The 22,029-nt window shown below is 73.1% G+C and carries 21 protein-coding genes; 13 read left to right on the forward strand and 8 right to left on the reverse strand.

The features are described from left to right. Positions 1–14: 14 nt before the first annotated feature. Positions 15–758 (reverse strand): precorrin-4 C(11)-methyltransferase, encoded by a 744-nt coding sequence (gene cobM, locus OFY01_RS21595; protein ID WP_266602432.1) that lies wholly within the window; start codon positions 756–758, stop codon positions 15–17. A gap of 73 nt (positions 759–831) precedes the next feature. Next, entirely contained in the window at positions 832–2,085 is a 1,254-nt protein-coding gene (cbiE, locus tag OFY01_RS21600) for a precorrin-6y C5,15-methyltransferase (decarboxylating) subunit CbiE (protein WP_266602434.1), read from the reverse strand. Between the two features lie 219 nt (positions 2,086–2,304). Between cbiE and OFY01_RS21605 the strand changes: the two genes are divergently transcribed. Next, a complete protein-coding gene (locus OFY01_RS21605) occupies positions 2,305–4,137 on the forward strand; it encodes a DUF6049 family protein (RefSeq protein WP_266602436.1) in 1,833 nt (610 codons plus the stop codon). Between the two features lie 85 nt (positions 4,138–4,222). Then, positions 4,223–5,203 carry a bile acid:sodium symporter gene (locus OFY01_RS21610; RefSeq protein ID WP_266602438.1) on the forward strand — a complete coding sequence of 327 codons (981 nt, stop codon included), beginning with the start codon at positions 4,223–4,225 and terminating at the stop codon, positions 5,201–5,203. On the opposite strand, the gene OFY01_RS21615 is transcribed toward OFY01_RS21610, so the two are convergent. Then, entirely contained in the window at positions 5,198–6,163 is a 966-nt protein-coding gene (locus tag OFY01_RS21615) for a LysR family transcriptional regulator (protein ID WP_266602440.1), read from the reverse strand. The genes OFY01_RS21610 and OFY01_RS21615 overlap by 6 nt on opposite strands. A 95-nt stretch (positions 6,164–6,258) precedes the next feature. Here OFY01_RS21615 and OFY01_RS21620 point away from each other — a divergent pair, with 95 nt between their 5' ends. Both OFY01_RS21620 and OFY01_RS21625 read left to right on the forward strand, forming a co-directional pair. Continuing rightward, the gene (locus OFY01_RS21620) at positions 6,259–7,599 is read left to right on the forward strand and encodes an MFS transporter (protein WP_266602442.1); all 1,341 of its coding nucleotides are present in this window, start codon (positions 6,259–6,261) and stop codon (positions 7,597–7,599) included. Beyond that, on the forward strand, positions 7,596–7,793 hold the full coding sequence (locus OFY01_RS21625) for an antitoxin (protein WP_266602444.1): 198 nt from the start codon (positions 7,596–7,598) through the stop codon (positions 7,791–7,793). The genes OFY01_RS21620 and OFY01_RS21625 overlap by 4 nt, the downstream gene beginning before the upstream one ends. An 82-nt stretch (positions 7,794–7,875) precedes the next feature. Here the strand turns inward: OFY01_RS21625 and OFY01_RS21630 are convergent, their stop codons facing one another. The 3 genes from OFY01_RS21630 to OFY01_RS21640 form a co-directional block, all read right to left on the reverse strand. After that, positions 7,876–9,189: a hypothetical protein gene (locus tag OFY01_RS21630; protein ID WP_266602446.1), complete on the reverse strand. Its 1,314-nt coding sequence runs from the start codon at positions 9,187–9,189 to the stop codon at positions 7,876–7,878. A gap of 128 nt (positions 9,190–9,317) precedes the next feature. Next, on the reverse strand, positions 9,318–9,593 hold the full coding sequence (locus OFY01_RS21635) for a DUF397 domain-containing protein (RefSeq protein ID WP_266602448.1): 276 nt from the start codon (positions 9,591–9,593) through the stop codon (positions 9,318–9,320). Continuing rightward, positions 9,553–10,401 (reverse strand): helix-turn-helix domain-containing protein, encoded by an 849-nt coding sequence (locus OFY01_RS21640; protein ID WP_266602450.1) that lies wholly within the window; start codon positions 10,399–10,401, stop codon positions 9,553–9,555. Before OFY01_RS21640 ends, OFY01_RS21635 begins: the two co-directional genes overlap by 41 nt. Before the next feature lie 195 nt (positions 10,402–10,596). Between OFY01_RS21640 and OFY01_RS21645 the strand changes: the two genes are divergently transcribed. The 5 genes from OFY01_RS21645 to OFY01_RS21665 all read left to right on the forward strand — a co-directional run bounded on the left by OFY01_RS21645 (position 10,597) and on the right by OFY01_RS21665 (position 14,584). Continuing rightward, complete coding sequence (locus OFY01_RS21645) at positions 10,597–11,010, forward strand: ATP-binding protein (RefSeq protein WP_266602452.1); 414 nt, start codon at positions 10,597–10,599, stop codon at positions 11,008–11,010. Between the two features lie 60 nt (positions 11,011–11,070). Next, a complete protein-coding gene (locus OFY01_RS21650) occupies positions 11,071–11,901 on the forward strand; it encodes a ParA family protein (RefSeq protein WP_266602454.1) in 831 nt (276 codons plus the stop codon). After that, positions 11,901–12,716, forward strand: a complete 816-nt coding sequence (locus tag OFY01_RS21655) for a ParB/RepB/Spo0J family partition protein (RefSeq protein WP_266602456.1) — start codon at positions 11,901–11,903, stop codon at positions 12,714–12,716. The genes OFY01_RS21650 and OFY01_RS21655 overlap by 1 nt, the downstream gene beginning before the upstream one ends. A 100-nt stretch (positions 12,717–12,816) precedes the next feature. After that, positions 12,817–14,019 (forward strand): PP2C family protein-serine/threonine phosphatase, encoded by a 1,203-nt coding sequence (locus OFY01_RS21660; protein ID WP_266602458.1) that lies wholly within the window; start codon positions 12,817–12,819, stop codon positions 14,017–14,019. Between the two features lie 157 nt (positions 14,020–14,176). After that, positions 14,177–14,584, forward strand: a complete 408-nt coding sequence (locus tag OFY01_RS21665; RefSeq protein ID WP_266602460.1) for a hypothetical protein — start codon at positions 14,177–14,179, stop codon at positions 14,582–14,584. Positions 14,585–14,655: 71 nt separating this feature from the next. Here OFY01_RS21665 and OFY01_RS21670 read toward each other — a convergent pair whose 3' ends face one another. Continuing rightward, positions 14,656–15,153: an SH3 domain-containing protein gene (locus OFY01_RS21670; protein ID WP_266602462.1), complete on the reverse strand. Its 498-nt coding sequence runs from the start codon at positions 15,151–15,153 to the stop codon at positions 14,656–14,658. A gap of 179 nt (positions 15,154–15,332) precedes the next feature. Here OFY01_RS21670 and OFY01_RS21675 point away from each other — a divergent pair, with 179 nt between their 5' ends. Both OFY01_RS21675 and OFY01_RS21680 read left to right on the forward strand, forming a co-directional pair. Continuing rightward, complete coding sequence (locus tag OFY01_RS21675; protein ID WP_266602464.1) at positions 15,333–16,361, forward strand: hypothetical protein; 1,029 nt, start codon at positions 15,333–15,335, stop codon at positions 16,359–16,361. 41 nt (positions 16,362–16,402) lie between these two features. Beyond that, complete coding sequence (locus OFY01_RS21680) at positions 16,403–18,388, forward strand: FUSC family protein (protein WP_266602466.1); 1,986 nt, start codon at positions 16,403–16,405, stop codon at positions 18,386–18,388. Here OFY01_RS21680 and snpA read toward each other — a convergent pair. Further along, positions 18,385–19,134 (reverse strand): snapalysin, encoded by a 750-nt coding sequence (gene snpA / locus OFY01_RS21685; protein WP_407700397.1) that lies wholly within the window; start codon positions 19,132–19,134, stop codon positions 18,385–18,387. The two genes, OFY01_RS21680 and snpA, sit on opposite strands and share 4 nt — an antisense overlap. Before the next feature lie 207 nt (positions 19,135–19,341). Between snpA and OFY01_RS21690 the strand changes: the two genes are divergently transcribed. After that, on the forward strand, positions 19,342–20,280 hold the full coding sequence (locus OFY01_RS21690; RefSeq protein ID WP_266602470.1) for a LysR family transcriptional regulator: 939 nt from the start codon (positions 19,342–19,344) through the stop codon (positions 20,278–20,280). Between the two features lie 282 nt (positions 20,281–20,562). Further along, positions 20,563–21,999, forward strand: coding sequence for a hypothetical protein (locus OFY01_RS21695; RefSeq protein ID WP_266602472.1), 1,437 nt, complete (start codon positions 20,563–20,565; stop codon positions 21,997–21,999). Positions 22,000–22,029 lie beyond the last annotated feature (30 nt).

The following is a 22,029-nucleotide window of genomic DNA, read 5'->3' on the forward strand; positions in this document are numbered from 1 at the left end:
CAGAGCCCCGCGGCCTAGGACCGGCACCGGTCCACGGAATAGAGGTGGCTGTCCCGGAACTGGGCGGAGCCCAACGTACGGCCCACCAGGATCACGGCCGTGCGCAGCACACCCGCCGCCTTCACCTGGTCCGCGATGTCCCCCAGCGTCCCCCGCAGCACCAGCTCGTCCGCACGGCTCGCGTAGGCGACGACCGCGGCCGGGCACTCGGCCCCGTAGTGCGGCAGCAGTTCGTCGACGATCCGGTCGACGTACCGCGCCCCCAGGTGCAGCACGAGCAGCGCCCCGCTCGCGCCCAGCGTCGCCAGGTCCTCACCGGCGGGCATCGGCGTGGCCTGCTGCGCGACACGGGTGAGGATCACCGTCTGGCCGACCGTCGGCACGGTCAGCTCCCGCTTCAGCGCCGCTGCCGCCGCCGCGAACGCCGGAACGCCCGGCACCACCTCGTACGGGATGCCGTGCGCGTCGAGGCGCCGCATCTGCTCGGCCACCGCGCTGAAGACGGACGGGTCGCCGGAGTGCAGGCGGGCCACGTCGAGCCCGGCCTCGTGAGCCGCCACGAACTCCCGCTCGATGGCGTCCAGATCGAGGTCGGCGGTGTCCACGAGCCGCGCGTCCGGCGGGCACTCGGCGAGCATCTCGCGCGGGACCAGGGACCCCGCGTACAGGCACACCTGGCAGGCGGCGAGCGTGCGCGCGCCGCGCAGCGTGATCAGGTCCGCGGCGCCGGGCCCCGCCCCGATGAAGTACACGGTCATGGCTGTTCAACCCCTGCTCTCGCCTCGGAATGCGTCTGGGAACCCTCGCCCGGGAACGCGCCTCGGAACGTCGTCACGGAATCCACCTGAAATCCACCTCGGACTTCGTCACGGACCACTGGGTGACCGGCATGGCCTGGCGCCAGCCGGTGAACCCGCCCACCGGCACGGCGTGCGCGACCGACAGTCTGGTCAGCTCGCCGCCGTGGCGCCGGTACCGGTCGGTGAGCAGCGCCTCGGACTCCAGCGTGACGGTGTTGGCGACGAGCCGGCCCCCCGCGCGCAGTGCCGCCCAGCACGCGTCGAGCAGGCCGGGCGCCGTGAGCCCGCCGCCGATGAACACCGCGTCCGGGGGCGGGAGTTCGGCCAGGGCGTCCGGCGCCGCACCGGTGATCACCCGCAGGCCCGGCACCCCGAGCCGCGCCGCGTTCCGGCCGATGCGTGCCGCGCGCTCGGGCGACCGCTCGACGGCGTAGGCGCGGCACGAGACGTGCGTACGCATCCACTCCACGCCGATCGAACCCGATCCGCCGCCCACGTCCCACAACACCTCACCGGGCGCGGGCGCGAGCGCGGCGAGCGTCGCGGCACGCACGTGGCGCTTGGTGAGCTGGCCGTCGTTCTCGTACGCGGCGTCGGGCAGGCCGGGCACCGCGCCGATCCGCAGCGCGTCCGGGGCGCGACGGCAGTCGACCGCGACGACGTTCAACGCGTCGCCCGGCTCCTTCTGCCACTCCCGCGCCACGCCCGCGTACGCCGCCTCGTCCTCCGAGCCGAGCTGTTCGAGCACGGTCATCCGGCTGGGCCCGAACCCGCGGTCCGTGAGCAGCGCCGCCACCTCGGCCGGGGTGCCGGAGCCCGCCGAGAGCACCAGCACCCGGCGGCCGTCGTGCAGCGCGGCGGCGAGCCGGTCCACCGGGCGGCCGACGACCGTGACGACCTCCGTCTCCTCCACCGGCCAGCCGAGGCGCGCGCACGCGTACGAGACGGAGGAGGGGTGCGGCAGGACGCGCAAGGCGCGGGCGCCGGTGCCCACCGTCTCGGCGAGCGTGCGCCCGATCCCGTAGAACATCGGGTCGCCGCTGGCCAGCACGGCGACGGCGCGCCCCTCGTGGCGGGCCAGCAGGCCGGGCACGGCGGGGCGCAACGGGGACGGCCACGGGACCCGTTCGCCCGGGCACGTGCCGTCGGGCAGCAGCGCGAGCTGGCGGGGCCCGCCGATGACGACGTCGGCCGCGCGCAGCGCCTCGCGGGACGCCTCGGGCAGACCGGGCCAGCCGTCGGCGCCGATGCCCACGACGGTCGTCGTGGCTGTCGCGGGATTCACTGCCTGATACCTCGTACGTAGTCCGGGGCCCGGCCGTCAAGCGCCCGACGCCGGAGGCCGCACTCTATCGGGCGACATCGACCCGCCCGCCGGGCGCCCCCGCGGGGGCGGTCGACGGGCCCGGGGCCGACGCGCCGCCGGGCCTCGCGGTCCGCGCACCGGCCGTCCGCACGGTGTTACCTCAGGGGCGGGGGACCGTATCGGGAGGAGCGGAGCGGCATGGCGAGGAACGGGGCGGCGGCGCGGGCCTGGATCGTGTCCGCGATGGTGCTCGGGGCGTCCGCGCTGCCGGGTGCGGCCGGGCGGGCCCACGCGGCCGACGACGACCCGGTCAAGGCCGCCGTCGTGTGGCCGGTCACCGCGACCCCGCACATGACGGCCGCGGCGCTCGGCTCGGGCTCGCGCGCGCAGCCGGTCTTCGACGACGACGCGCTCGCCGACCAGTTCGCGGACGGCGGGCGGCTGCGCGAGGTCGTCGACGCGGGCAAGGGCCACGACGTGGCCTGGGCCGTCGATCCGGACCTGGTGATCGCGGCGCAGGCGATGGCGGACGGTTACCGGGTCGCCGACAGCGCCGACTCCAGCAATCCGCAGGACAGTTCGCAGGGCACGGGGCAGAGCGCGGCGAAGTCCTGGCTGGCCGACCTGAAGGACGCGGTCGACGGGCACGACGTGTGGCTGCTGCCGTTCGCGGACCCTGACCTCGCCTCGCTCGCCCACCATCCGGGCACCGACACCGACGATCTGACGGACGTCGTCTCGGGGCTGGCCGACGACGCGAGGAAGCAGGTCGACAAGATCCTCGGTACCGGCACCCACGCGGGTCTCGGCTGGCCGGCGGACGGCGCCCTCGACTCCACGATCACCGCCACCGCCGCGCGGCTCGGCGTGACCCGGCTCCTCACCTCCGGTCAGGGCCTGTCCCCCGACGGCGCCGACCCGGTGCGCCTGCGCAGCGGCGACGACGAGCTGACGGCACTGCCGTACGACGACCGGCTGACGGCGGCGCTGGCCCGCATCAGGGACGAGGGCGGCGGGGCGCAGGACGGCCAGTCGTCCACGTCACCGTCTCCGTCCACACCACCCCCCTCCGACCCGCCCGCCTCCTCCGACCCGCCGTCCCCCTCCCCCTCGGCCTCGGCCTCGGCCTCGGACACGTCGGGATCGGCCCGCACTCCCGACTCCGACACCGTCGACCACCTCGCCGACCTGCTCGGCACCAGCGCCCGCCCCGTCGTCGTCCCGCCGCGCGCCCTGTCCGGCGCCGCGGCGCAGGCACTCGCCGCGGCGATCGACTCCGGCACGGACGACGGCAAGTTCGAGCTGGAAGGGCTCTCGGACGCGGGCCGGGACCCGGTGGACGGGAAGGCTCGGGCGAGTTGGGCGTACCCCGCCGGGCTCCGGTCGGGCGAGCTCACCTCCGCCCAGCTCACGGACGTGGCGGGCACCCTCGACCGGCTGGCCACCCTCACGAAGGTGCTCGCCTACCCGGACGCGACCGCGTCGTCCGTGCACGCGGCGATGGCCCGCGCCCTGTCGACGGCGTGGCGGGCGCAGGACGACAGCGCGCACGACACGTTCCAGCAGCGCACCTCGGACTTCCTGTCGACGTCGGTCGAGTCGCTGCGCCTGGTGCCGAAGACGACGGTCACCCTCACGTCGGGCGACGCGAAGGTCCCGGTCACCGTCGACAACGGCCTGCAGCAGCCGGTCGCCGGACTCGAACTGCGGGTCACCTCGGGCGACTCGGAGCGTCTGAAGGTCAACGACTCGAAGGTGCCGGTGGAGGCGGCGGGCTCGGCGACGCACACCAACCAGATCGGCGTCACGGCGAAGGCCAACGGCAAGGCGGAACTGACGGCCCAGCTGTACTCGATCAGCGACGGCAGGCCGTGGGGCGACCCGATCACGTTCGACGTCGACGTCACGTCCGTGTCGACCGGTGCGATCGTCGTGGTCGCGGCGGGCGTCGGTCTGATCGTCCTGGCGGCGGCGTTCCGCATGCGCAACGTCCGCCGCCGCCGCGACCGGCTGGAGCTCCCGGACGAGTGACGGCGGCGGGATTCTTGTACGACTCTTGCGCGCCCCACACCCGAACCCGGAGTGACAAGGCGATCACACCCCGTACGCTCCCCCGGTGCGTCGCCATCTCAGCCGTCTCGTACTCGCCGCCTACGCTGCCGCTCTCCTCGCCCCTGTCCCGCACCGCTGGGCCGCGCCGTTCCTGCCCGTACTGCTGTGCGTGGTGATGTTCGGCGCGGGCCTGCGCGTGCCCGTGCACGGGCTGCCCCGACTGGTGCGCAGACCAAGGGTGCTGGTCGCCGGGCTCGCCGTACGGTTCGTCGTGCCGCTGCTCGTCGTCCCGGCCGTCGCCTTCGCCCTGCACCGCTCGCCCGACGCCGACGGCGGCAGCGGGGTGACCGCCGCGCTCATCGTGACGGCCGCCATGCCCGTCGCGGCCGGGGCGACGGTGTGGACGGGGCGCGGCCACGGCGACCAGGCCACCATGGTCGGTCTGGTGCTCGCCACGACGCTGCTCGGCCCGTTCACCATCCCGCTCACCGTGACCGCGCTCGCCCCGCTGCTCAGCGACCCGTACGCGGCCACGCTCACCGACGCCGCGCACCGCATGGGCTCGGGGCCCGCCCTGACGGGTGTCCTGGTTCCGTGCGTGGCGGGGGTCGTGTGCCGCGCCGTGCTGCCGTCGCGGGTCCTCGACCCGGTGGGCCGCGGCGCGGCACCGACGGCCCTGGTCGCGTCGCTGCTCCTGACGTACGCCAACGCGGGCGGCGCCATCGGCCCGTTCCTGGCCCGCCCGCGGTTCCTGCTGCTCGCCGCGGCGGTCGCGGTGGCCGGTGCGGCCTGCGGGCTGTCGTTCGCGGCGGGGCGCGTCGCCACCCGCGTCCTGCGGCTCGACCGTTCCACGGGCACGTCCGTCACGCTCGCGTGCGGCATGAACAACAGCAGCGCGAGCGCGGTCCTGCTCAGCTCGGCCCTGCCCGACCGCCCGCACCTGCTGCTCCCGGTCCTCGCCTACGGAATGCTGCAGAAACTCGCGGCGAGCCGGGTCTCCACCGCGCCGCCGCGCCCGGACGGCAAGGCATCCGTGCCGTCATGAACTCCGATGCCACGACGGCAGCCACACCCAGCCGTCGCCCTTGCCCTTGCCATCACCTCCGCCAGGTGCCTCCCGCGCACGCAGCCCGTCCAGGAACTCCCGCAGTGCCGCGAGCCCGGGGTGCGGATGGTCGTCGCGCCACAGCAGCGAGTGCGGATAGACGGGCGTGGGCCGCCGCACCGGAATCCGCCGCACCTCGACGCCGGCCGGGGCGGAGAGCAGGGTGTGGGTGCCCAGGAACGTGGCGACGGTCGCCGAGGCGGAGACGGTGCGCAGCATGTGGCTGCCGCCGAAGTTGGGCCCCGACGGGTCGATGTCGAGGCCGAACCGGTCGGCCAGTTCCTCGTAGTACGCCGCCCACGCGGCGCCCGGCACGATCCCCGGAATCCAGATGCGGTGCCCGGCGAGGTCGGCCGGGGTGACGGACCCCGCGTCGGCCAGCGGGTGCGCGGGACCGGTGGCCAGGACCAGAGCCTCGTCGACGGCGCGGGAGCTGCGCACGCCGCGGGGCAGCCGGTCGTCGGGGACGTCGCGCCCCCAGAACGCCGCGTCGACGACACCGTCCCGCACGGCGTCGACCGCCGACCGGCCGTCCTTGAACATGGCCACGTCCAGCGGCACGTCCGGGCGTGCCCGGTGGAACTCCTGGAGCGCCCAGTTGGTGATCAGCTGCGTGCCGAGCACGTCGACGCGGAGCGGACGCCGCCCGGCCCGTACGGAGTCGGCGGCGCGCTCGGCCGCCACGAGCAGCTCCCGCGCGTGCGGCAGGAACGCCTCCCCGTCGAGGGTGAGCCGCGTCCCGCGCGGCGTACGGAGGAACAGCCGCACGCCCAGCTCCCGCTCCAGGGCGGCGACGCGTTTGGAGGCCGCCTGCTGGCTGATGCCGAGCTGCGCGGCGGCGACCTGGATCTGCCCCTCGTCGGCCACGGCGACGAAGGTCCGTACGGCATGGAGTTCCACGGTTCCATGGAACCATTTCCGTACAACCGCGGGTTGTACGGGGGCGGCACCGGGTTGTTTGCCGCCCCGACCGGCGGACGCTTGAATCCCCCGATGTGAACAGGAACGAGAGCACGAGCGCGGGCACGGGCGCGAGCGCTCGGCCGCGGCTCGGGCGGGACTTCGACCGGCTGTGGGCGGCGTTCGCGGTGAGCACGGCCGGGACGTGGCTGGCGATCGACGCGTTCCAGCTGGTCGCCGTTCTCGCCCTGCACAGCGGCGCCGCCCGGGTCTCGCTCCTGGCGGCGGCCGGGCTCGCGGCCGGCGCGCTGATCGCGGTGCCGCTCGGCCCGTGGGTGGAGTTCCGGCGCAAGCGGCCGGTGATGATCGGCGCGGACCTCGCGCGCTGCGCGGCGCTGCTGACACTGCCGGTCGCGTACGTGCTCGGGTCGCTGACCTTCACGCAGCTGCTGGCCGTGTCGGTCGTCGTGGCGGCGGCCGACATCCTGTTCCGGGCGGCGAGCGGCTCCCACCTGAAGACGCTCGTCGCGGCGGAGGACCTGCTGGCCGCGAACGCCCGCTTCGAGACGACGACCTGGACGGCGACGGCCCTCGGCCCGCCCCTCGGCGGCCTGGCGATCAGCGCGTTCGGCCCGCTGACGACGGTCGCGGCGGACGCGGTCAGCTATCTGCTGTCGGCCCTCGGCATCCGCTCGATCCGCGCGCCGGAACCGCGGCCGGAACCGCGGCGTCGGGGAGACGGCGGCGTCCGCGTGGCCGACATCCTGGAGGGCTGGCGCTACATCTGGCACCGGCCCGGCCTGCGCGCCCTGTTCCTCAACACCACCCTCGTCAACAGCCTGATCACGGCCACGACCCCGCTCCTGACCGTGCTGCTCATGGGCGACCTCGGCTTTCCGCCCTGGCAGTTCGCGCTCGTCTTCAGCCTCCCCTGCCTGGGCGGCCTGCTCGGTGCCCGGCTCGCCAGGCCGCTGACCGCCCGGTACGGGGAGCGGCGCGTGCTCCTCACGAGCGGGGTGGCACGGGCGTGCTGGCTGCCGTGGCTCGCGTTCACCGGTCCCGGTTGGGCCGGTTTCACGGTCGTCGCGCTCGTCGAGTTCGGTCTCATCACGTGCTGCGCGGTCTTCGGTCCCGTCTACGCCACGCGTCGGCTCAAGACCATCGAGCCGGACCGTGTCACCCGCGTCCTGTCCGCCTGGACGGTCACGGGGAACGCGGGCAAGGCGCTCCTGACGCTCGCGTTCGGCGGCCTCGCGGCGCTGACGGGCACGCGGGCGGCGCTCGGGGCGGCGGGCCTGGCGCTCCTCGCCACACCGCTGCTCCTGTCACCCGATCGGCTCACGCGCACAGGACGCCGGCGTGAGGGCGGGGCAGCATCGGCGGTGCGCATCCGTACGCGAATCCGTACCCCCAGGCGACAAGGAGAGCCACGATGAGCGTGATGGACAAGCTCAAGCAGATGCTCAAGGGCCACGAGGACCAGGCGGGCAAAGGCATCGACAAGGCGGGCGACTTCGTCGACGAGAAGACCCAGGGCAAGTACAGCGGCCAGGTCGACACCGCCCAGGACAAGCTCAAGGAACAGTTCGGAGCGGACCAGGCCAAGAGGGACGAGCCGCCGCAGCAGTGACGCCGCACCGGCGTGCTCCGACCGCCGAGGGTGCCCGGCGGTCGGAGGCCGGGCCTGGTGACGTCTCCGGAAAGTGTCGCAGTCATACGTAGGACTGCGACACTTTTTGGGGTTGGGGAAGTGCGGCTTGTCGGGGTCCGTCGTCGTCCCGGCGATCGGGGCCGGCGGCGCGGGCGCGGCGCGCGTACGCCTCCAGGGCGAGGGGAATGCCGTAGACCGGCAGGAACCACACGGTGATCATGATGCGCGGGCCGATCGCCATCAACGGGTGGGCGGCCTCGTTGACCAGTCCCGTCAGCGCCACGGCACCGGCCAGCAGCCCGAGCAGCCGCGCCCGCCCCCGGCTCCTGAGGACCCCCCAGACCGCGACCGCCAGACACGGCAGCAGGAACGGCGCCGCCACCTGCCGCTTCAGCCACTCCCACCAGAAGTTCAGCTCCAGGCGCATGAACAGCGGCCACGGGTCCGGAAGATCCGGGGTTCGGTAATGCATGGTCAACGTGTCCTGGACACTGTCGCGCAGCCCCGGCCACCCCATCACCGCCGACGCGGCCATACTCACCGCGGCGAGCCCGCTCACAGCAACCGCCAGACCCGTCAGACCCGTCAGACCGGACAGACCGGACGGCCTTCGCCCCGCACCCGCCCCGCGCGGCCCTCCGCTCGCCCTGACCGTCGCCCACAGGACGAGCGCCAGCGCGAGAAGCGCCTCCTGCGCCATCGAGTAGCGGATCGCGAAACACGCGGCCGACGCGGCCGTCACGACGGCGAGGCCGGACCTCCGGCGCCCGCCCGCGAACCGCAGACAGCCGAACAACACCACCGCCAACGCCAGCATCCCGACCCCCTCGCTCATCGGCCGCGTGGAGGTCACCTCGATGGGCAGCGCGTAGTACAGGGCCTGTCCGGCCAATGCGGCCACCGGGCCCGCGCCCACCGCACGCAGGCCGAGTGCGACGACCGCCCCGGCCGCCGCCGTGACGACGACCGAGAACAGCCAGATGCCCTTCACGTCGCCGAGCAGCGCGATGAAGGGAGCCAGCAGGACCGGGTAGCCGGGCCGCGAGGAGAAGATCCGCTGGTAGCGGACGGTCGCGCTCGGCCAGACCACCGCCTTCTCGAACGAGTGCGAGTGGGCGAGCTGCCGCGCCACCCCGGCCTCGCAGGACCGCATCGCGGCCGTCCCCGCACCCGCCGCCGACCCGGCGAACGTCGTCTGCCCCACGCGATGCCTCGACACCGCGTGATGGGCGGGACTCAGGCAGTAGTAGCGGCCGGCGGCCCGCGTGGCCTCCGCCTCGCTCTCACCGAGCACGCGGTGCGCGTAGGTGACGTAGTTCAGGGTGTCCGGCGTCGCCTGCAACGCCACGTTGCCCAACTGACCGACAGCGAACAACAGAGCGAGCAGACAACCGATCGCGGGCACCCGCCAGGGCCGGGACGCGTCAACAGACGGAAGTGTGGTCACACTCCCTTAACGGCACGTCGGCCCCGCGACATTCGTTACTTCACCCGCCCGGCGGCTCAGCGCGCCGCCGCGTAGGCGGTGAACCGGGCGAAGGCGGCGGGGCTCACGGTGAAGGCTCCGCCTTCGGGGTTCTTGGAGTCGCGGACGGCGACGCGGTGGCCTTCGGCGATCGTGGCGCACTCGATGCACTGGCCGCCCGTGTCACTGCTGTACGAGGACTTCTGCCAGGTGGCGCCGTTGAGGGGGGCGCATTCGATGCACTGGCCGCCCGTGTCACCGCTGTAACTCGACTTACGCCAGGCCGCGCCCGCCAGGTCCCACATGTTCCCCATAGCTCTCCTCCATCACGCGGCTGATCATCGCCGCCGACTCCTCTACAGAGAGGGCGGTGGCCTGGAGGTGAGCGTAACGGAGTGAACCTGCCTTGTTGGCTTCCGGGTTGGCAGTCGCGTGGCCCTGGATGAAGTCCTCGGTGTAGACAATGTCCGGGTCGTCCTCGAAACGCATGAGGGTGAACGTGCCCGGCAACCCGTGGTGTGCCCCCACCGTAAACGGCACCACCTGGATGTTCACGTCATCCCGGTTGCGGAAGCTCAACAAATGCGCGAGTTGGTTCCACATCACCTCACGCCCACCGACTTGGTTACGCAGCGCCGCCTCGCTCAGGACGATCCACAGAGCGGGCGGATTGCTCCGGTCCAGCACTCGCTGCCGATCTAGACGTGCGGCAACCCGCTCATCGACCTTGTCCTGCTGCGTCACCCCGAGCACGGCTCGCGCGTACGCCTCCGTCTGAAGCAGGCCGTACACCACCTGCGCCTCATACACGGAGATGTACGTCGCCTTCGCCTCCAGCCCCGCGATCTCCTGAAACCAAGACGGCAACTGGCTCCGCAGCACCAGCCCCACCAGTCGCCCGAACGACCCGCTCGTCCCGAACGCGGCGTCGAGCCGCTCCGCGAAGTCGCGCGTCGGGACCTTGTGGGCCGTCTCGATCTGGCCGATCAGGGACGCCGTACAGAACAGCTTTTCGCCGAGTTGCGGTTGGCTCAGGCCCTCCGTCTCGCGCCAGAAGCGGAGTTCGGAGCCGAAGTGGTCGAGCGGCGACGCGCTCGGGTCGAGCTGCCGGATGTGTGCCATCGCTGAATGACCCCCAACAGGTGTCACGGTGCATTTCCCCGCCGTGACCGAGAGTAGGCAGACGTACGCGCCCGGCACAGCCGAAATCGCGTAACTCCACCCCCAACTCGGACAGTTGTTGGGTAGCCCCAACCCTCCCAGCCGTGCGTTTCCGGGCCTCCCGCCGCCCCGGCGGACGCCGCCACGCTGGTCCGCATGTACCACCACATGCGATTCACCGTCGGTGACCACTCCGCCAGGCACGTCCGCCGCATCCTGCGGATTCACCTGCTCCAGTGGGAGATGACCGAACTGCGCGACGCCGCCGAGCTCGCGGTCACCGAGCTGCTCAGCAACGTCGTCCGGCACGTGCCGAGCCGGCAGTGCACCCTCGACATGTTCCGCATCGAGAACGGGCTGCGGGTCGAGGTCAGCGACCCCGACCCGCGCATGCCCAAAGTCCGCAAGGCCGCGGAACTGGAGAACGGCGGGCGCGGGTTGCTGCTCGTCGACGCCGTCACCGACCGGTGGGGGTTGCTGCCGTCGCCGCCCGGCAAGACCGTCTGGTTCGAGTTTGACGCCAAGGCGGCGTGTGCGCCGCCCTTCGTGACATCGGCGCTGCCACAGTGACCCCGAACATCCACCCCAAACCACTTCATTCCGGATGACTCCGGGAGAACGGGAGCGATCGTGGCGCACGTACACGTGATCCTCAATCAGAAAGGTGGCGTCGGGAAGTCCACCCTCGCCGTCAACCTCGCCGCCGTGACCGCCGACGTCCTCGGGGCGGGCCGTCCCGGTGCCGGGGAGCGCCCGCCCGTCGTCGCCGTCTCCATCGACCCGCAGGGCTCGGCCGTGTGGTGGTCCGAGCGGGTCTGCTCCAAGTCGGATCTGCCGTTCGACTTCGTGCAGGCCCACGACGACCTCGCCGGGCTCGCCGCGCTCTCCCGGATTCCGTCCGTGCAGCATGTGTTCGTCGACACGCCGGGCTGGCTCGACCTCGCCGACGACGACGGCGCCGACCCGCTGGGCAGGGGCCCGGCCGCCGACGCGCTGCGCGCCGTCCTGTCCAACGCCACCGACGTCGTCGTCCCCATCGAACCCGAACCGCTCGGCTTCCAGCCCACGCAGCGGACCATCGAGCGGGTGGTGAAGCCGCGCGGGCTGCCGTTCCGCGTCGTCGTCAACAACTGGGACCCGCGCGACGGCACGGCCGACCTGGAGCAGACCCGTGCGTTCGTCGAGGGGCAGGGCTGGCCGCTGGCCCGGACCGCCGTACGCCACTACAAGCTGCATACACGGGCCAGTGCGGACGGGCTCGTCGTCACGCAGTACGGCGCGAACCGGGTCGCCCTTCAGGCCCGCGAGGACTTCTTCCGGCTCGCCCTGGAGGTGGGACTCGCGGCGATCCCCAAGCCGGCCCGCAAGCCTCGCGCCCAGAAGACGGCCAAGACAGGCACGACGGCCAAGACCGCCAAGACCGCCAAGACCGCCAAGACCGCCAAGAAGGTGAACGCCTGATGGGGCGCCGCACCGATCTGTCGTCCTTGCTGGCCCCCCAGCCGAAGGCCGGTCCCGCCAGGACGACGACACCGCTCACCGTCCCGCTCGACGACCTCGCCGAGAACCCCGACAACCCGCGCCACGAACTGCGCGACCTCGACGGTCTCGCCGAAACGGTCCGCGAGCGCGGCGTGCTCCAGGCTCTCGGCGTCGTCCCGGCCGCCGTCTTCCTCGCGGCCCACCCGCACCACGAGGCCGCCGTGGGCGCCGCCCCGTACGTGGTCCTGCACGGCCACCGCCGCCTCGCCGCGGCACGCATGGCGGGGCTCGGCGCGGTGCCGGTGCTCGTACGGGACGACGCCACCCGCTCCGACGAGGACGCGCTCATCGAGAACGTGCAGCGCGACGACCTCACCGAGCTGGAACAGGCGCAGGCCATCCAGGGGCTGATCACCGCGTACGGGTACTCGCAGCGGCAGGTCGCCGCCCGGATCGGCAAGACGCAGGGATTCGTCTCGCAGCGGCTCTCCCTGATGAAGCTCCGGGAGGACATCCAGGAGGCCCTCGCCGACGGGCGGGTGTCCGTGGAGGACGCCCGGCGCATCGCCCGGCTGCCGCGCGAGGAGCAGGCGCTGCCCGGCCCGTACGACGCCGCCCCGGCCGTGCCCGGCGCGCGCAAGGAGTCGCGGGGCCGCCGCGGGAAGTCCGCTCACGCCGATTACGGCGTAATCGAGATCGACAGCCGGGCGCGGCCCGAGGACGTGGCCGACGCGCTGCGCCGCCACCTCGCGCCCGCGACGCTCGACCGGATCGTGGCGCTCCTGAGCACGTAGAGGGCCCATCGCGCTGAGACGCGGCTCTCACCCCGAACCGGGCCGCCACGGACCTTAGTCCCTAGCAGCGCCGCACAAGGCCCCCGCAACCTGATACGTGATGTCTTTCCGGTCCGTCGCCCCGAGCGCCCGTGAGGCACGGCTCGGCGCCGTGCGCCCCACGGGCGGTTGGCACACCCTCGCACTGCTCGTCGCGGTGATGGTGACCGGCATCGTCGCGCTCGACATGGTCACGCCGCAGGACTTCCGCGCGCGGGCCCTGTTCGGGCTCGTCCCGGTCGTCGTGGCGATGCTCGCCACGGTCATGGCGACGGCCATGGTCGGCGGGCTCCTCCTGGTCGTCTACGTCACGCTCCAGTGGGCCGCGCCCGACCCGTCCGGCGGCCTCGCCGTGCTCGGACCGCTGATGATCGGCACCGGCGGCGTGCTCGGTGTGCTCATCGCGCACCGCAAGGAGGACCAGCTGACCCGGTTGCGCGCCGTCACCGACATCGCGGAGGCCACCCAGCGCACGGTCATGCGCACGCTCCCCGACCACGTCGCCGACCTGCGCATCGCCGACTTCTACCAGCCCGCCGCGCGCGCGGCACGGGTGGGCGGCGACTGGTACGACTTCCAGCCGTCGCCGCACGGCGTACGCGCGGTCCTCGGCGACGTGAGCGGCAAGGGGCTGCCGGCCGTGTCGGCGTCGGCGGCGCTGCTCGGCGCGTTCCGGGAGGCGGCGTACCACGAGGAGCCCGTGGAGGAGGTCGCCCGGCGGCTGGAGAACGCCATGCAGCGGCACAGCGCGTGGACCAGGGCCACCGGCGACGAAGGGCATCCGGACGCCTTCTCGACCGCCCTGCTGCTGCACTTCCCGCCGGAGCTGCCCGCCGTCGACATCGTCAACTTCGGCCACGAGCCGCCGCTGATGGTCACCGCGGACGGCCGCGTCCACACACCGGACGTGCCGCCGGGGCTGCCGCTGGGCATGGGCACGCTCGGCGCGGGGACGCCGGAGACGGTACGGCTGCCGTTCGCGCCCGGCGACACGCTCGTGCTGTTCACCGACGGGGTGAGCGAGTGCCGGGACGCGGCCGGTGACTTCTACCCCGTACGGGAACGGCTGCCGCGGCTGCTCGGCGAGCCGCACGACCGCCGGTCACCGCAGGCGATCCTCGCCCGCGTCGCCCGCGATCTGCGCGCACACCGCCACGGTCCGCCCGGCGACGACGCGGCGGTCACCGTGATCCGGCGCACCGCCGAGTGGGCCGCGTCGTTCGCCACCGGCCCGGACGCCGCGCTGTACCGGGCCGCGCGGTGACACAGTCCGCGCGGTGACACACAGTCGGCGCGGTGACACACAGTCGGCGCGGTGACGCTCCGTACGCGCGTGTTGCGGAACGCGCCGCCGCGACGGTCAATGGAAACCGGGGAAACCCCGGACGGTCCCGCCCGGGGGACGCAGAAAGGAGCCCGTCATGGCTCAGCACGCGGCACCCGCACCGGCCCACCTCCCGTCCGTCCCGGCCCTCGTCCTTCCGCTGATCGCGGGCATCGCGTACGGCTTCTGGGCGGCGAACATCCAGCGCCGGGGTGGCGATGTCACCGGCGGCAACATCGCGCTCGGCCTCGTCAGCGGGGCGCTCGTCGCGGCCCTCTGCTTCGGCATCCACGCCTGGTCGGCCCGGCAGGAGGGCCGCCACTTCTTCGCGCGGGCCGCGACCTGGGGAGTGTTCTCCGGCGCCGCGATCGGCTTCCTGCACAGCCTGGCCAACGGCACGGTGCTGTGGTCGGTCATTCTCGGCGCGATCGTGGGCGGGTCGATGTACGTGGCGACGTACTACCGGTACTACTCGGCGAGCGAGTACGCGCACGTCACCGAGTAGTTCCACCGGCACATCACCGATCAGTAACCGGTACATCACCGATCAGTTCAGCCGCCACGTGACCGGTTGGTTCAACCGGCCGTGACGCCGAACCGCATCTCGTACGTCGAACTGAACCAGAAGTTCATCGACTTGGCGGCCGAGTCGTCGCTCCGGGGCTGCGATGTCCGGCCCCGGTCACGGTCCTGGCCCTTGTGCCGGGACGGGCACGGGTTGCCGCACTTGGGCACGTGCTGGCCGCCCGCGTTCACGTACGACGCGCTCGCCCAGCCCCGCGCACCGGTGAACCAGTACCAGGTCGGGTCGCCGCGCACCGACGTGCCATGGGTGGCGCACTGGATACGGTCCTGGCTGCCCGGCGCGAGCCGGTACACCACGGATGCCGAAGTACTGGGCGCGGACCGGATGTTGAGGTCCGTGCGGGAGACGACCGTCCCCCAGATGACGCTGTTGCCTCCGCCGCGGCCGCCGCCGTCGCTGTAGGCGCTGGCCGGGGCCGCGGCGGTGACGGCGAGCACCGCGCCCGCCAGCAGACCGGCCGCCGCGAGGGCCGGAGTCGTTCGGCGCATGATCGGCCTCCTTGCTCCCTCCCCTGCTGCCTCCCCTGTCCCCCTTTGCTCCCCTGTCCCAGGAAACACCCGTTCGGCCCAACGCTCCACCCGAGCACGCCGCCCCGGGGCCTGACAGGCCGTACGCCACCTGGACGCCCCGACTCGCACGGGCGGCGCGACGCCACTTGCCTGGAACCGTGATCCGCCGAACACTGTCCGCCGCCCTGCTCGTCGTCGCCTGCCTCCTCGTCCCGCTCGGCACGCTCTCCACCTGGGCGAAGTACGAGATCGGGGACAGCGACCGCTACGTGGCGACGATGGAGCCCCTGGCCACCGACCCGAGCGTGCAGAACGTGGTCGCGGACGCCGTCACCGACGGAGTCATGAAACAGCTCGACTTCGGCCCGCTCCACGACGCCGTCAGCAACTACCTGCACGACGCGGTCGTCTCGTTCACCGGCACCGCCACCTTCCAGCGGGCCTGGGACACCGCGAACCGGTCCGCGCACGACGCCGTGCAGACCGCCCTCGACAACGGCAGCACCGGCGACGTCACCCTGGACCTCGCGCCCGTCACCGAGCAGGTCAAGAAGCAACTGGAGGACGGCGGGGTGCCGTTCGCCTCGCAGATCCCCGTGACGCACACGCAGATCACCGTGCTGTCCGCCGGTTCCCTCAAGACATTGCGCCTCTCGCTCCACGCGCTCCAACTCGCCGGTCCCTGGCTGCCGTTGGCGGCTCTCGTGTGCGCCGTGGCGGGCCTGCTGCTCGCCGTACGCCGCCGCAGGGCGCTCGCCGTCACGGCGCTGGGCGCGGCGCTCGCCGCGGGGGCGCTGCTCATCGCCCTGCCGATCGCCCGCTCCCTCACCCTGGGTGACCTCCCCGATGCCACGGACCGGGCGGCGGCGGGTGCGGTGTACGACGCGCTGACCTCCTCGATGCGGACGGCGTCCTGGGTGATCGTCGGGGTGGGGCTCGTCGTGGCGGCCGTCGCGTGGAGCACGGAGCGGAACGGGGGATGGGGCGGGCGGCGGAACAGCGAGGGGAACGGCGGACGGAACGGCGGACGGAGTGGGGGCCGGTGGGCCTCGGGGCGGTGGGCCTCGGGGCGGCGTGGCGGCGCCGGTCCCGCGCATCCGGCTCCGCCCTCTCACCCCCCTCGGCCGCCGTACCCGCCGGCGCCACCCACCGACCCGGCCAACCGGCTCACCCTGCGGGCCATGTGAGCCCAGACCACGTGAGCCCAGACCACGTGAGCCCAGACCACGTGAGCCGAGACCACGTGAGCGAGCCGCGCCGTCTCACCCCGCCCGACTGGCTGGTCAGGACGGTGCGGCCGAAGCGCGCCCCGGTGCCGTGGGCGGCCGTGGCCCGGGCGGGGATCGCCCTCGCGACGCCACTCGCGATCGGCCTCGCCACGGACCGGTTCGCGTACGGCGCGCTCGCCTCCATGGGCGCGCTCTCCGGCGTCATCGGCGACACGGCGGACGCCTACCGGATGCGCGTGCTCAACATCGCGGTACCGCAGCTGTTCGGCGCGGCGGGGGTGACGGTCGGCTCCGCGGTGTACGGGCACGGCTGGCTCGCCGTCGCCGCGGTCACGCTCGTCGCCCTGGTCTCCGGGATGATCTCCACGGTCGGGGCCGTCGCCTCGGTCTCGGGGCTGCTGCTCCTGCTCAACTCCGTGGTGGCCGCGGGGCTCCCGCTGCCGGGCGCCTGGTGGCTCGCGCCGCTGCTGATGATGAGCGGCGGCCTCTTCGTGCTGCTGCTCGCGCTGCTCGCCTGGCCGCTGCGCTCCGGGGTGCCGGAACGGGCCGCGGTCGCGGCCACGTACCGTGCCGTCGCCAACCTCCTGGAGGCCGCCGGTACCGACCCGCTCACCTACGCCGAGACCCGCCTCGCCGTCACCGAGTCGCTCAACAAGGCGTACGACCTGGTCCTCGCGCGCCGCGCCGTCGCCCACGGCCGCAACCCCGAACTCGTACGGCTCGTCAGCCAGTTGAACGCGCTCACGCCGATCCTGGAGGCCGCTCCCGCCGCCCACCACGACGGGATCGCGCTACCCCCGCAGATCCCGGCGACCGTGCGCGGGCTCGCCGACGCCGTCGCCGAGGGCCGCCCCGCCGATCCCGCGGCCCCCGGCCCGCCCGGCCCGCCCGGCCCGCCCGAGCCCGAGGGACCGGCCACCCGCGCGGTCGACCAGGCGCTGCGGCACGCCGCGGACGTGGTGGCCGCTCGGCCGGGGACCGCCGGAAAGGGCGAGTTCACCAACGTCGACGACCGGCTCGGCCGCCCGGCCGCGCTGCGCGTGCGCGCCGGGCGCGGCGTCCGGAACGTGCTGCTCTCCGGCGCCTCCTGGCGGTACGGCCTGCGCCTGGCCCTGTGCATCGGCCTCGCCCAGTCGCTCGTCTCGCTGGTGGCGGTGCCGCGCTCGTACTGGGTGGCGCTGACCATCACCTTCGTACTGAAGCCGGACTTCGGGTCGGTGTTCTCGCGCGCGGTCCTGCGCGCGCTCGGCACGGCGGCGGGGCTCGTCGTGGCCGCCGCCGTCCTCGCGGCGGTCCCGATCGGCTGGGGGGACGTGCCGGTGATGATGGTGCTCGCGCCGCTCATCCCTGCGCTCACGCCGCGCGGTTACGCCTTCCAGACGGCGGCCATCACCCCGGTGATCCTGCTCCTCTCCGACATCCTCAACCACCAGGGCACGGCCCTCCTGCTGCCGCGGCTCCTGGACAGCCTCATGGGCTGCGGCATCGCGCTCGTCGCCGGGTACCTGCTGTGGCCGGAGAGCTGGCACACCCGGATCGGTGACCGGCTCGCCGACGCGGTGGAGGACACGGCGGCGTACGTGGAGTACGCGTTCGGCCCCGCCAAGGAACCCACCGCGCGCGCCCGGATGCGGCGCCGCCTCTACCGGGACCTGTCCGTGGTGCGCGCCGAGTTCCAGCGTGCGCTCACCGAGCCGCCGCCCACGGGGAGGCGGGCGGCGGCCTGGTGGCCCCTGGTCGTCGCGGTGGAACGCATCGTCGACGCGACGACCGCGGCGCGCGTGCGGGTGCGGCACGGCGCGGCCCCGCCCGAGGGCCCGGAGGTGGCCCGCGTCGCCGGGCAACTGCGGGAACTGGCCGACGGGCTGCGCAGATCGGCGGTCCTGGAGGAAGTGCGGGCCGACTTCGGCGGACCCGGGACAGGGGTCCTCGAACCGGTCCGCCAGGAGGTCGCCGCTGCTCGCGCCGTCGCGACGCCGCGCTAGCGCTTACCTGTCGGCGATTGCGCGGCCTGGTGGAGAGCCTCCGCCTTGTGGAGGGCCTTGGCGAACCCGTTGGCCCACAGCTGGTCCACCCGCGCCCGCTCGTTCGCGTCCGGGTGGTCGTTGGTGCAGGACGGGCCGGGGCCGTGGCCCGACATCAACTCGCTGCACGGCCCGGAGTAGTCGTCCGGGAGCCCCAGCACGTGCCCGGTCTCGTGCGCGACCACGCGGGGGGAGTAGTACTCCTGGTTCTGCGCGTAGTCGAGGAAGATGTAACCGTGCCCGTGCCCGTCCGTGGACGCGTACGAGCCGCGTGGGTCGTTCCCCTCGTAGTACGAGAAGTCGCCGCCGCCTCCGAACGCGGCCTGCAACCGTACGTTGCTGACGGACGAGTTCCAGATGGACACGCTGGTGGCTATCTCCTGCTGGAACGTGGGCGCGCCCGACGCGTCGTACGTCACGGTGACCGTGTTCAGGTCCGGGTGCGCGGCCCGCTTCTCGGCCACGGACTTCAGTACGGCGTCGAAGAACGCCTTGTTGGCTGCGGTGTTGTCTGCGGTGTTGTCGGCGGCGTACCCCGTGCGTACGTGGCGTCCCGCGGGGGTGTCGGCGGAGGCCGGCCCCGCCGTCGTGAGCGCGGTGACCGCGAGCCCGGCCCCGAGCGTGGCGGCGAGCACCCGCAGCCGCACCCGACGACGACGCCCTGAGTCACCGGGATGGGCGTGGGAAATGGAGAGCGTGGGGGGCATGGGGGACGTAGAGGACGCGGGGGACGTAGAGGACGCGGGGGACGTAGGGGATGTGGGGGATGTGGGGGGTGGTGTCATGTTCATGTACGTGAGTCTGGCGGCGTGCGGCACGGCGCGGAATGATGTCACCTGCCGATAACCCGGCCCTATCAATGGCCAGTTGCACCCCCTGACACACCCCGAGCCCTCCCTCTACCCTCACCGTCCATGGAGCTGGAGGTGCGGCACCTGCGCGTCCTGTGCGCGATCGAGGACACCGGCAGCCTGCACAAGGCCGCCCGCGCCCTCGGAATGAGCCAGCCCTCGCTCACCACGCAGCTGCGCCGCATCGAGACCTGGCTCGGCGGCCGTCTGTTCACCCGTGGCCGCACCGGCTGCCGCCCCACCCCGCTCGGCCACGTCCTGCTCGCCCGCGCCCGCCCGCTCGTCGACGGGATGCGCGCCCTGGTCGACGAGACCCGCGCCGCCGCCGCGGCCACCGCCGAACCGGAGGACCGGCTGCGCATCGGCTCCACGGCGAGCCGCGCCCTGCCGGGCTGGCTGCGCAGACTGCGCGCGGGCGTCGCCGAGCGGGGCGGCGCCGAGCCGACGCTGCGCATGGACGTCTCCTCCCACGCGCTGCTGCGCCAGGTCGCCGACGGCCGGCTCGACGTCGCCTTCGTGCACGAGGTCGAGGGCAGCCCGCTGCGGATGCCGCCCGGCCTGGTCTGCCGGGTCCTGGTCGAGCGCGAGCCGCAGTTCGTCTCGCTCGCCGCCGACCACCCGGCCGCCCGTCGCCGCGTCGTACGCCTCGCCGATCTCGCCCGGGACCGGTGGATGGTCGACCCGACGGTGGACGGCGAGTGGGACGGGCTGCTCCGCGCGCTGCGGGCCGCCGGCATCGCCCCGCGGATCCTGCACGGCGACTACCTCACCGCGGCCTCCCTGGTCGCCACCGGCGAGGTGGTCACGCTCTGCCAGCCCACGTCACGGCCCCGCCCCGACATGGCGGTACGGCCGCTGGACGGGGACCCCGTGGGCGTACGGCTGTTGCTCGCGGCCCGCACGGAGGCCGCACTCGACGCCGTCCACGACGAGCTGCGCGCCGCGTACCGGGAGGCGGCCCGGCAGGCTCCGGCGTACCGGCGGCGGCTGGGCGAGCCGTAAGTCCCCGGCACGTCGGGACCATGGTCCGGGACCAGCTCTGACCTGCGGTTTTGCTTCAGTTACAGGAGTGCGGTCGGGCATCGCCAGGACTGTTACACAACGTACGGACGACGCACACATGGCGGACCTACCTTTTTCTCCGTCGCCACCACAAACAGGCCACATCGGATCACTCAAACAATCCGGATGTTCCGAACGAATCGAACGAACCGAACGTACGGAAACGCACCGGACACACACCATCTGGCCGCAAGGCCGGGTTCGAGCCACGAGGGAAGCACCATGCGCGCCACTCGACGCACCTTCCGCACCGCCGCCATCGTCACCGGCACCGTCGCCGCACTCGCCGTCCCGACCGCGGCCGCCTTCGCGGACACCCCGCCGACGCCGCAGCCGTCCGCCTCGGACGACCAGGGCCGGCAGACGGACCAGAACGAGGGACAGAACGAGGGCCAGGCCAAGGACCAGGACGGGACGCAGCCTCCCGTGGCGGGTGGCTGGGAGTCCAAGGGATCGGTGGACATCGGCGACGGCTGGTCCGCCAAGGTCGACGTGAACGCGTCCGCGCGCTCCGCCCGCGCCCAGATAGCGCAGAACGGCGCGGTCAAGGGCACCCTTGAGGCGTACGACGGCAGCAAGTCCGGCAAGTTCGGGGCCTACACCATCACCCTCTCCAGCGACGGCTCCGTGTCGGCGACGAAGGACAAGGACGACGACGCGACCAAGCCCCCGGTCGTGGGCGGCTGGGAGGACAAGGGCACGGTGGACATCGGCGACGGCTGGTCGGCGAAGGTCCAGGTCAACGCCTCCGCCCGCTCGGCCAAGGCCGACATCCTCAAGGACGGCGCCGCCAAGGGGCACCTGAACGCGTACGACGACGACAGCGACTCGGGCAAGTTCGGCAAGTACACCGTCACCCTCTCCAGCGACGGCTCGGTCTCCGCCACTAAGGACAAGGACGGCCCGGTCGTCGGCGGCTGGGAGGACAGGGGCACGGTCCGCCTCGGCAACGGCTGGTCGGCGAAGATCAAGGTCAACTCCTCGGCGCGTTCGGCCAAGGCCGACATCCTCAGGGGCGGTGCGCACAAGGGGCACCTGAAGGCATACGACGGCAGCAACCAGACGAAGATCGACAATTACACCTTCACGCTGACGAGCGACGGGAAGATCACCGCCAAGAAGAACGCCGCCCCGAAGCCGAAGCCGAAGCCCGACCACAAGCGCGTCTACGTGAAGGCGGTCCGGCTCGCCGACGGTTCGGTCGCCAAGGTCTACAAGCTGGGCACCCACCACTACCAGGCCGACATCTACGCCCGCGGCGCGAAGCTCGACACCCTCGACGCCGACGGCCGCACCGCGTTCGGCGAGAACAACGGCCTGCACGTCGCCCTCAAGCCCGACGGCACGGTGACGTCCTGGCTCGACGGCTCGGGCAAGAACGACGGCAAGCACGACCGCCAGCACAAGCCCCAGCCGCGCCACGACCAGCGCGTCACTCCGAACGGCAACGACAACGCCAACGCCAACGCCAACGGCAGCCACAACGGCGAGCGCACGCTGCCGCGCGGCGGCGTGAAGGCGGGCGCGGAGAACGTCTCGTCGCGGACCTCCGGCTCCGACTCCGACGAGACCCCGCTGATCGCCGCGAGCGCCGGTGCCGCCGCGGTCGGCGCGGCGGGCCTGGGCTTCGCGCTGTACCGCCGCAAGAACAACGACTGACGGAACGCCGTCGCCCGGAAGAACGGCCGG

It is taken from the genome of Streptomyces beihaiensis, assembly GCF_026274175.1.
Lineage (GTDB): Bacteria > Actinomycetota > Actinomycetes > Streptomycetales > Streptomycetaceae > Streptomyces > Streptomyces beihaiensis.

Coding starts and splice junctions, on each gene's coding strand:
- OFY01_RS21690 (WP_266602470.1), top strand. CDS start 19,342: ATGGAGCTGGAGGTGCGGCACCTGCGCGTCCTGTGCGCGATCGAGGAC.
- snpA (WP_407700397.1), bottom strand. CDS start 19,134: ATGCCCCCCACGCTCTCCATTTCCCACGCCCATCCCGGTGACTCAGGG.
- OFY01_RS21640 (WP_266602450.1), bottom strand. CDS start 10,401: ATGGCACACATCCGGCAGCTCGACCCGAGCGCGTCGCCGCTCGACCAC.
- OFY01_RS21605 (WP_266602436.1), top strand. CDS start 2,305: ATGGCGAGGAACGGGGCGGCGGCGCGGGCCTGGATCGTGTCCGCGATG.
- OFY01_RS21645 (WP_266602452.1), top strand. CDS start 10,597: ATGTACCACCACATGCGATTCACCGTCGGTGACCACTCCGCCAGGCAC.
- OFY01_RS21625 (WP_266602444.1), top strand. CDS start 7,596: ATGAGCGTGATGGACAAGCTCAAGCAGATGCTCAAGGGCCACGAGGAC.
- OFY01_RS21635 (WP_266602448.1), bottom strand. CDS start 9,593: ATGGGGAACATGTGGGACCTGGCGGGCGCGGCCTGGCGTAAGTCGAGT.
- OFY01_RS21660 (WP_266602458.1), top strand. CDS start 12,817: ATGTCTTTCCGGTCCGTCGCCCCGAGCGCCCGTGAGGCACGGCTCGGC.
- OFY01_RS21665 (WP_266602460.1), top strand. CDS start 14,177: ATGGCTCAGCACGCGGCACCCGCACCGGCCCACCTCCCGTCCGTCCCG.
- OFY01_RS21655 (WP_266602456.1), top strand. CDS start 11,901: ATGGGGCGCCGCACCGATCTGTCGTCCTTGCTGGCCCCCCAGCCGAAG.
- OFY01_RS21670 (WP_266602462.1), bottom strand. CDS start 15,153: ATGCGCCGAACGACTCCGGCCCTCGCGGCGGCCGGTCTGCTGGCGGGC.
- cobM (WP_266602432.1), bottom strand. CDS start 758: ATGACCGTGTACTTCATCGGGGCGGGGCCCGGCGCCGCGGACCTGATC.
- OFY01_RS21695 (WP_266602472.1), top strand. CDS start 20,563: ATGCGCGCCACTCGACGCACCTTCCGCACCGCCGCCATCGTCACCGGC.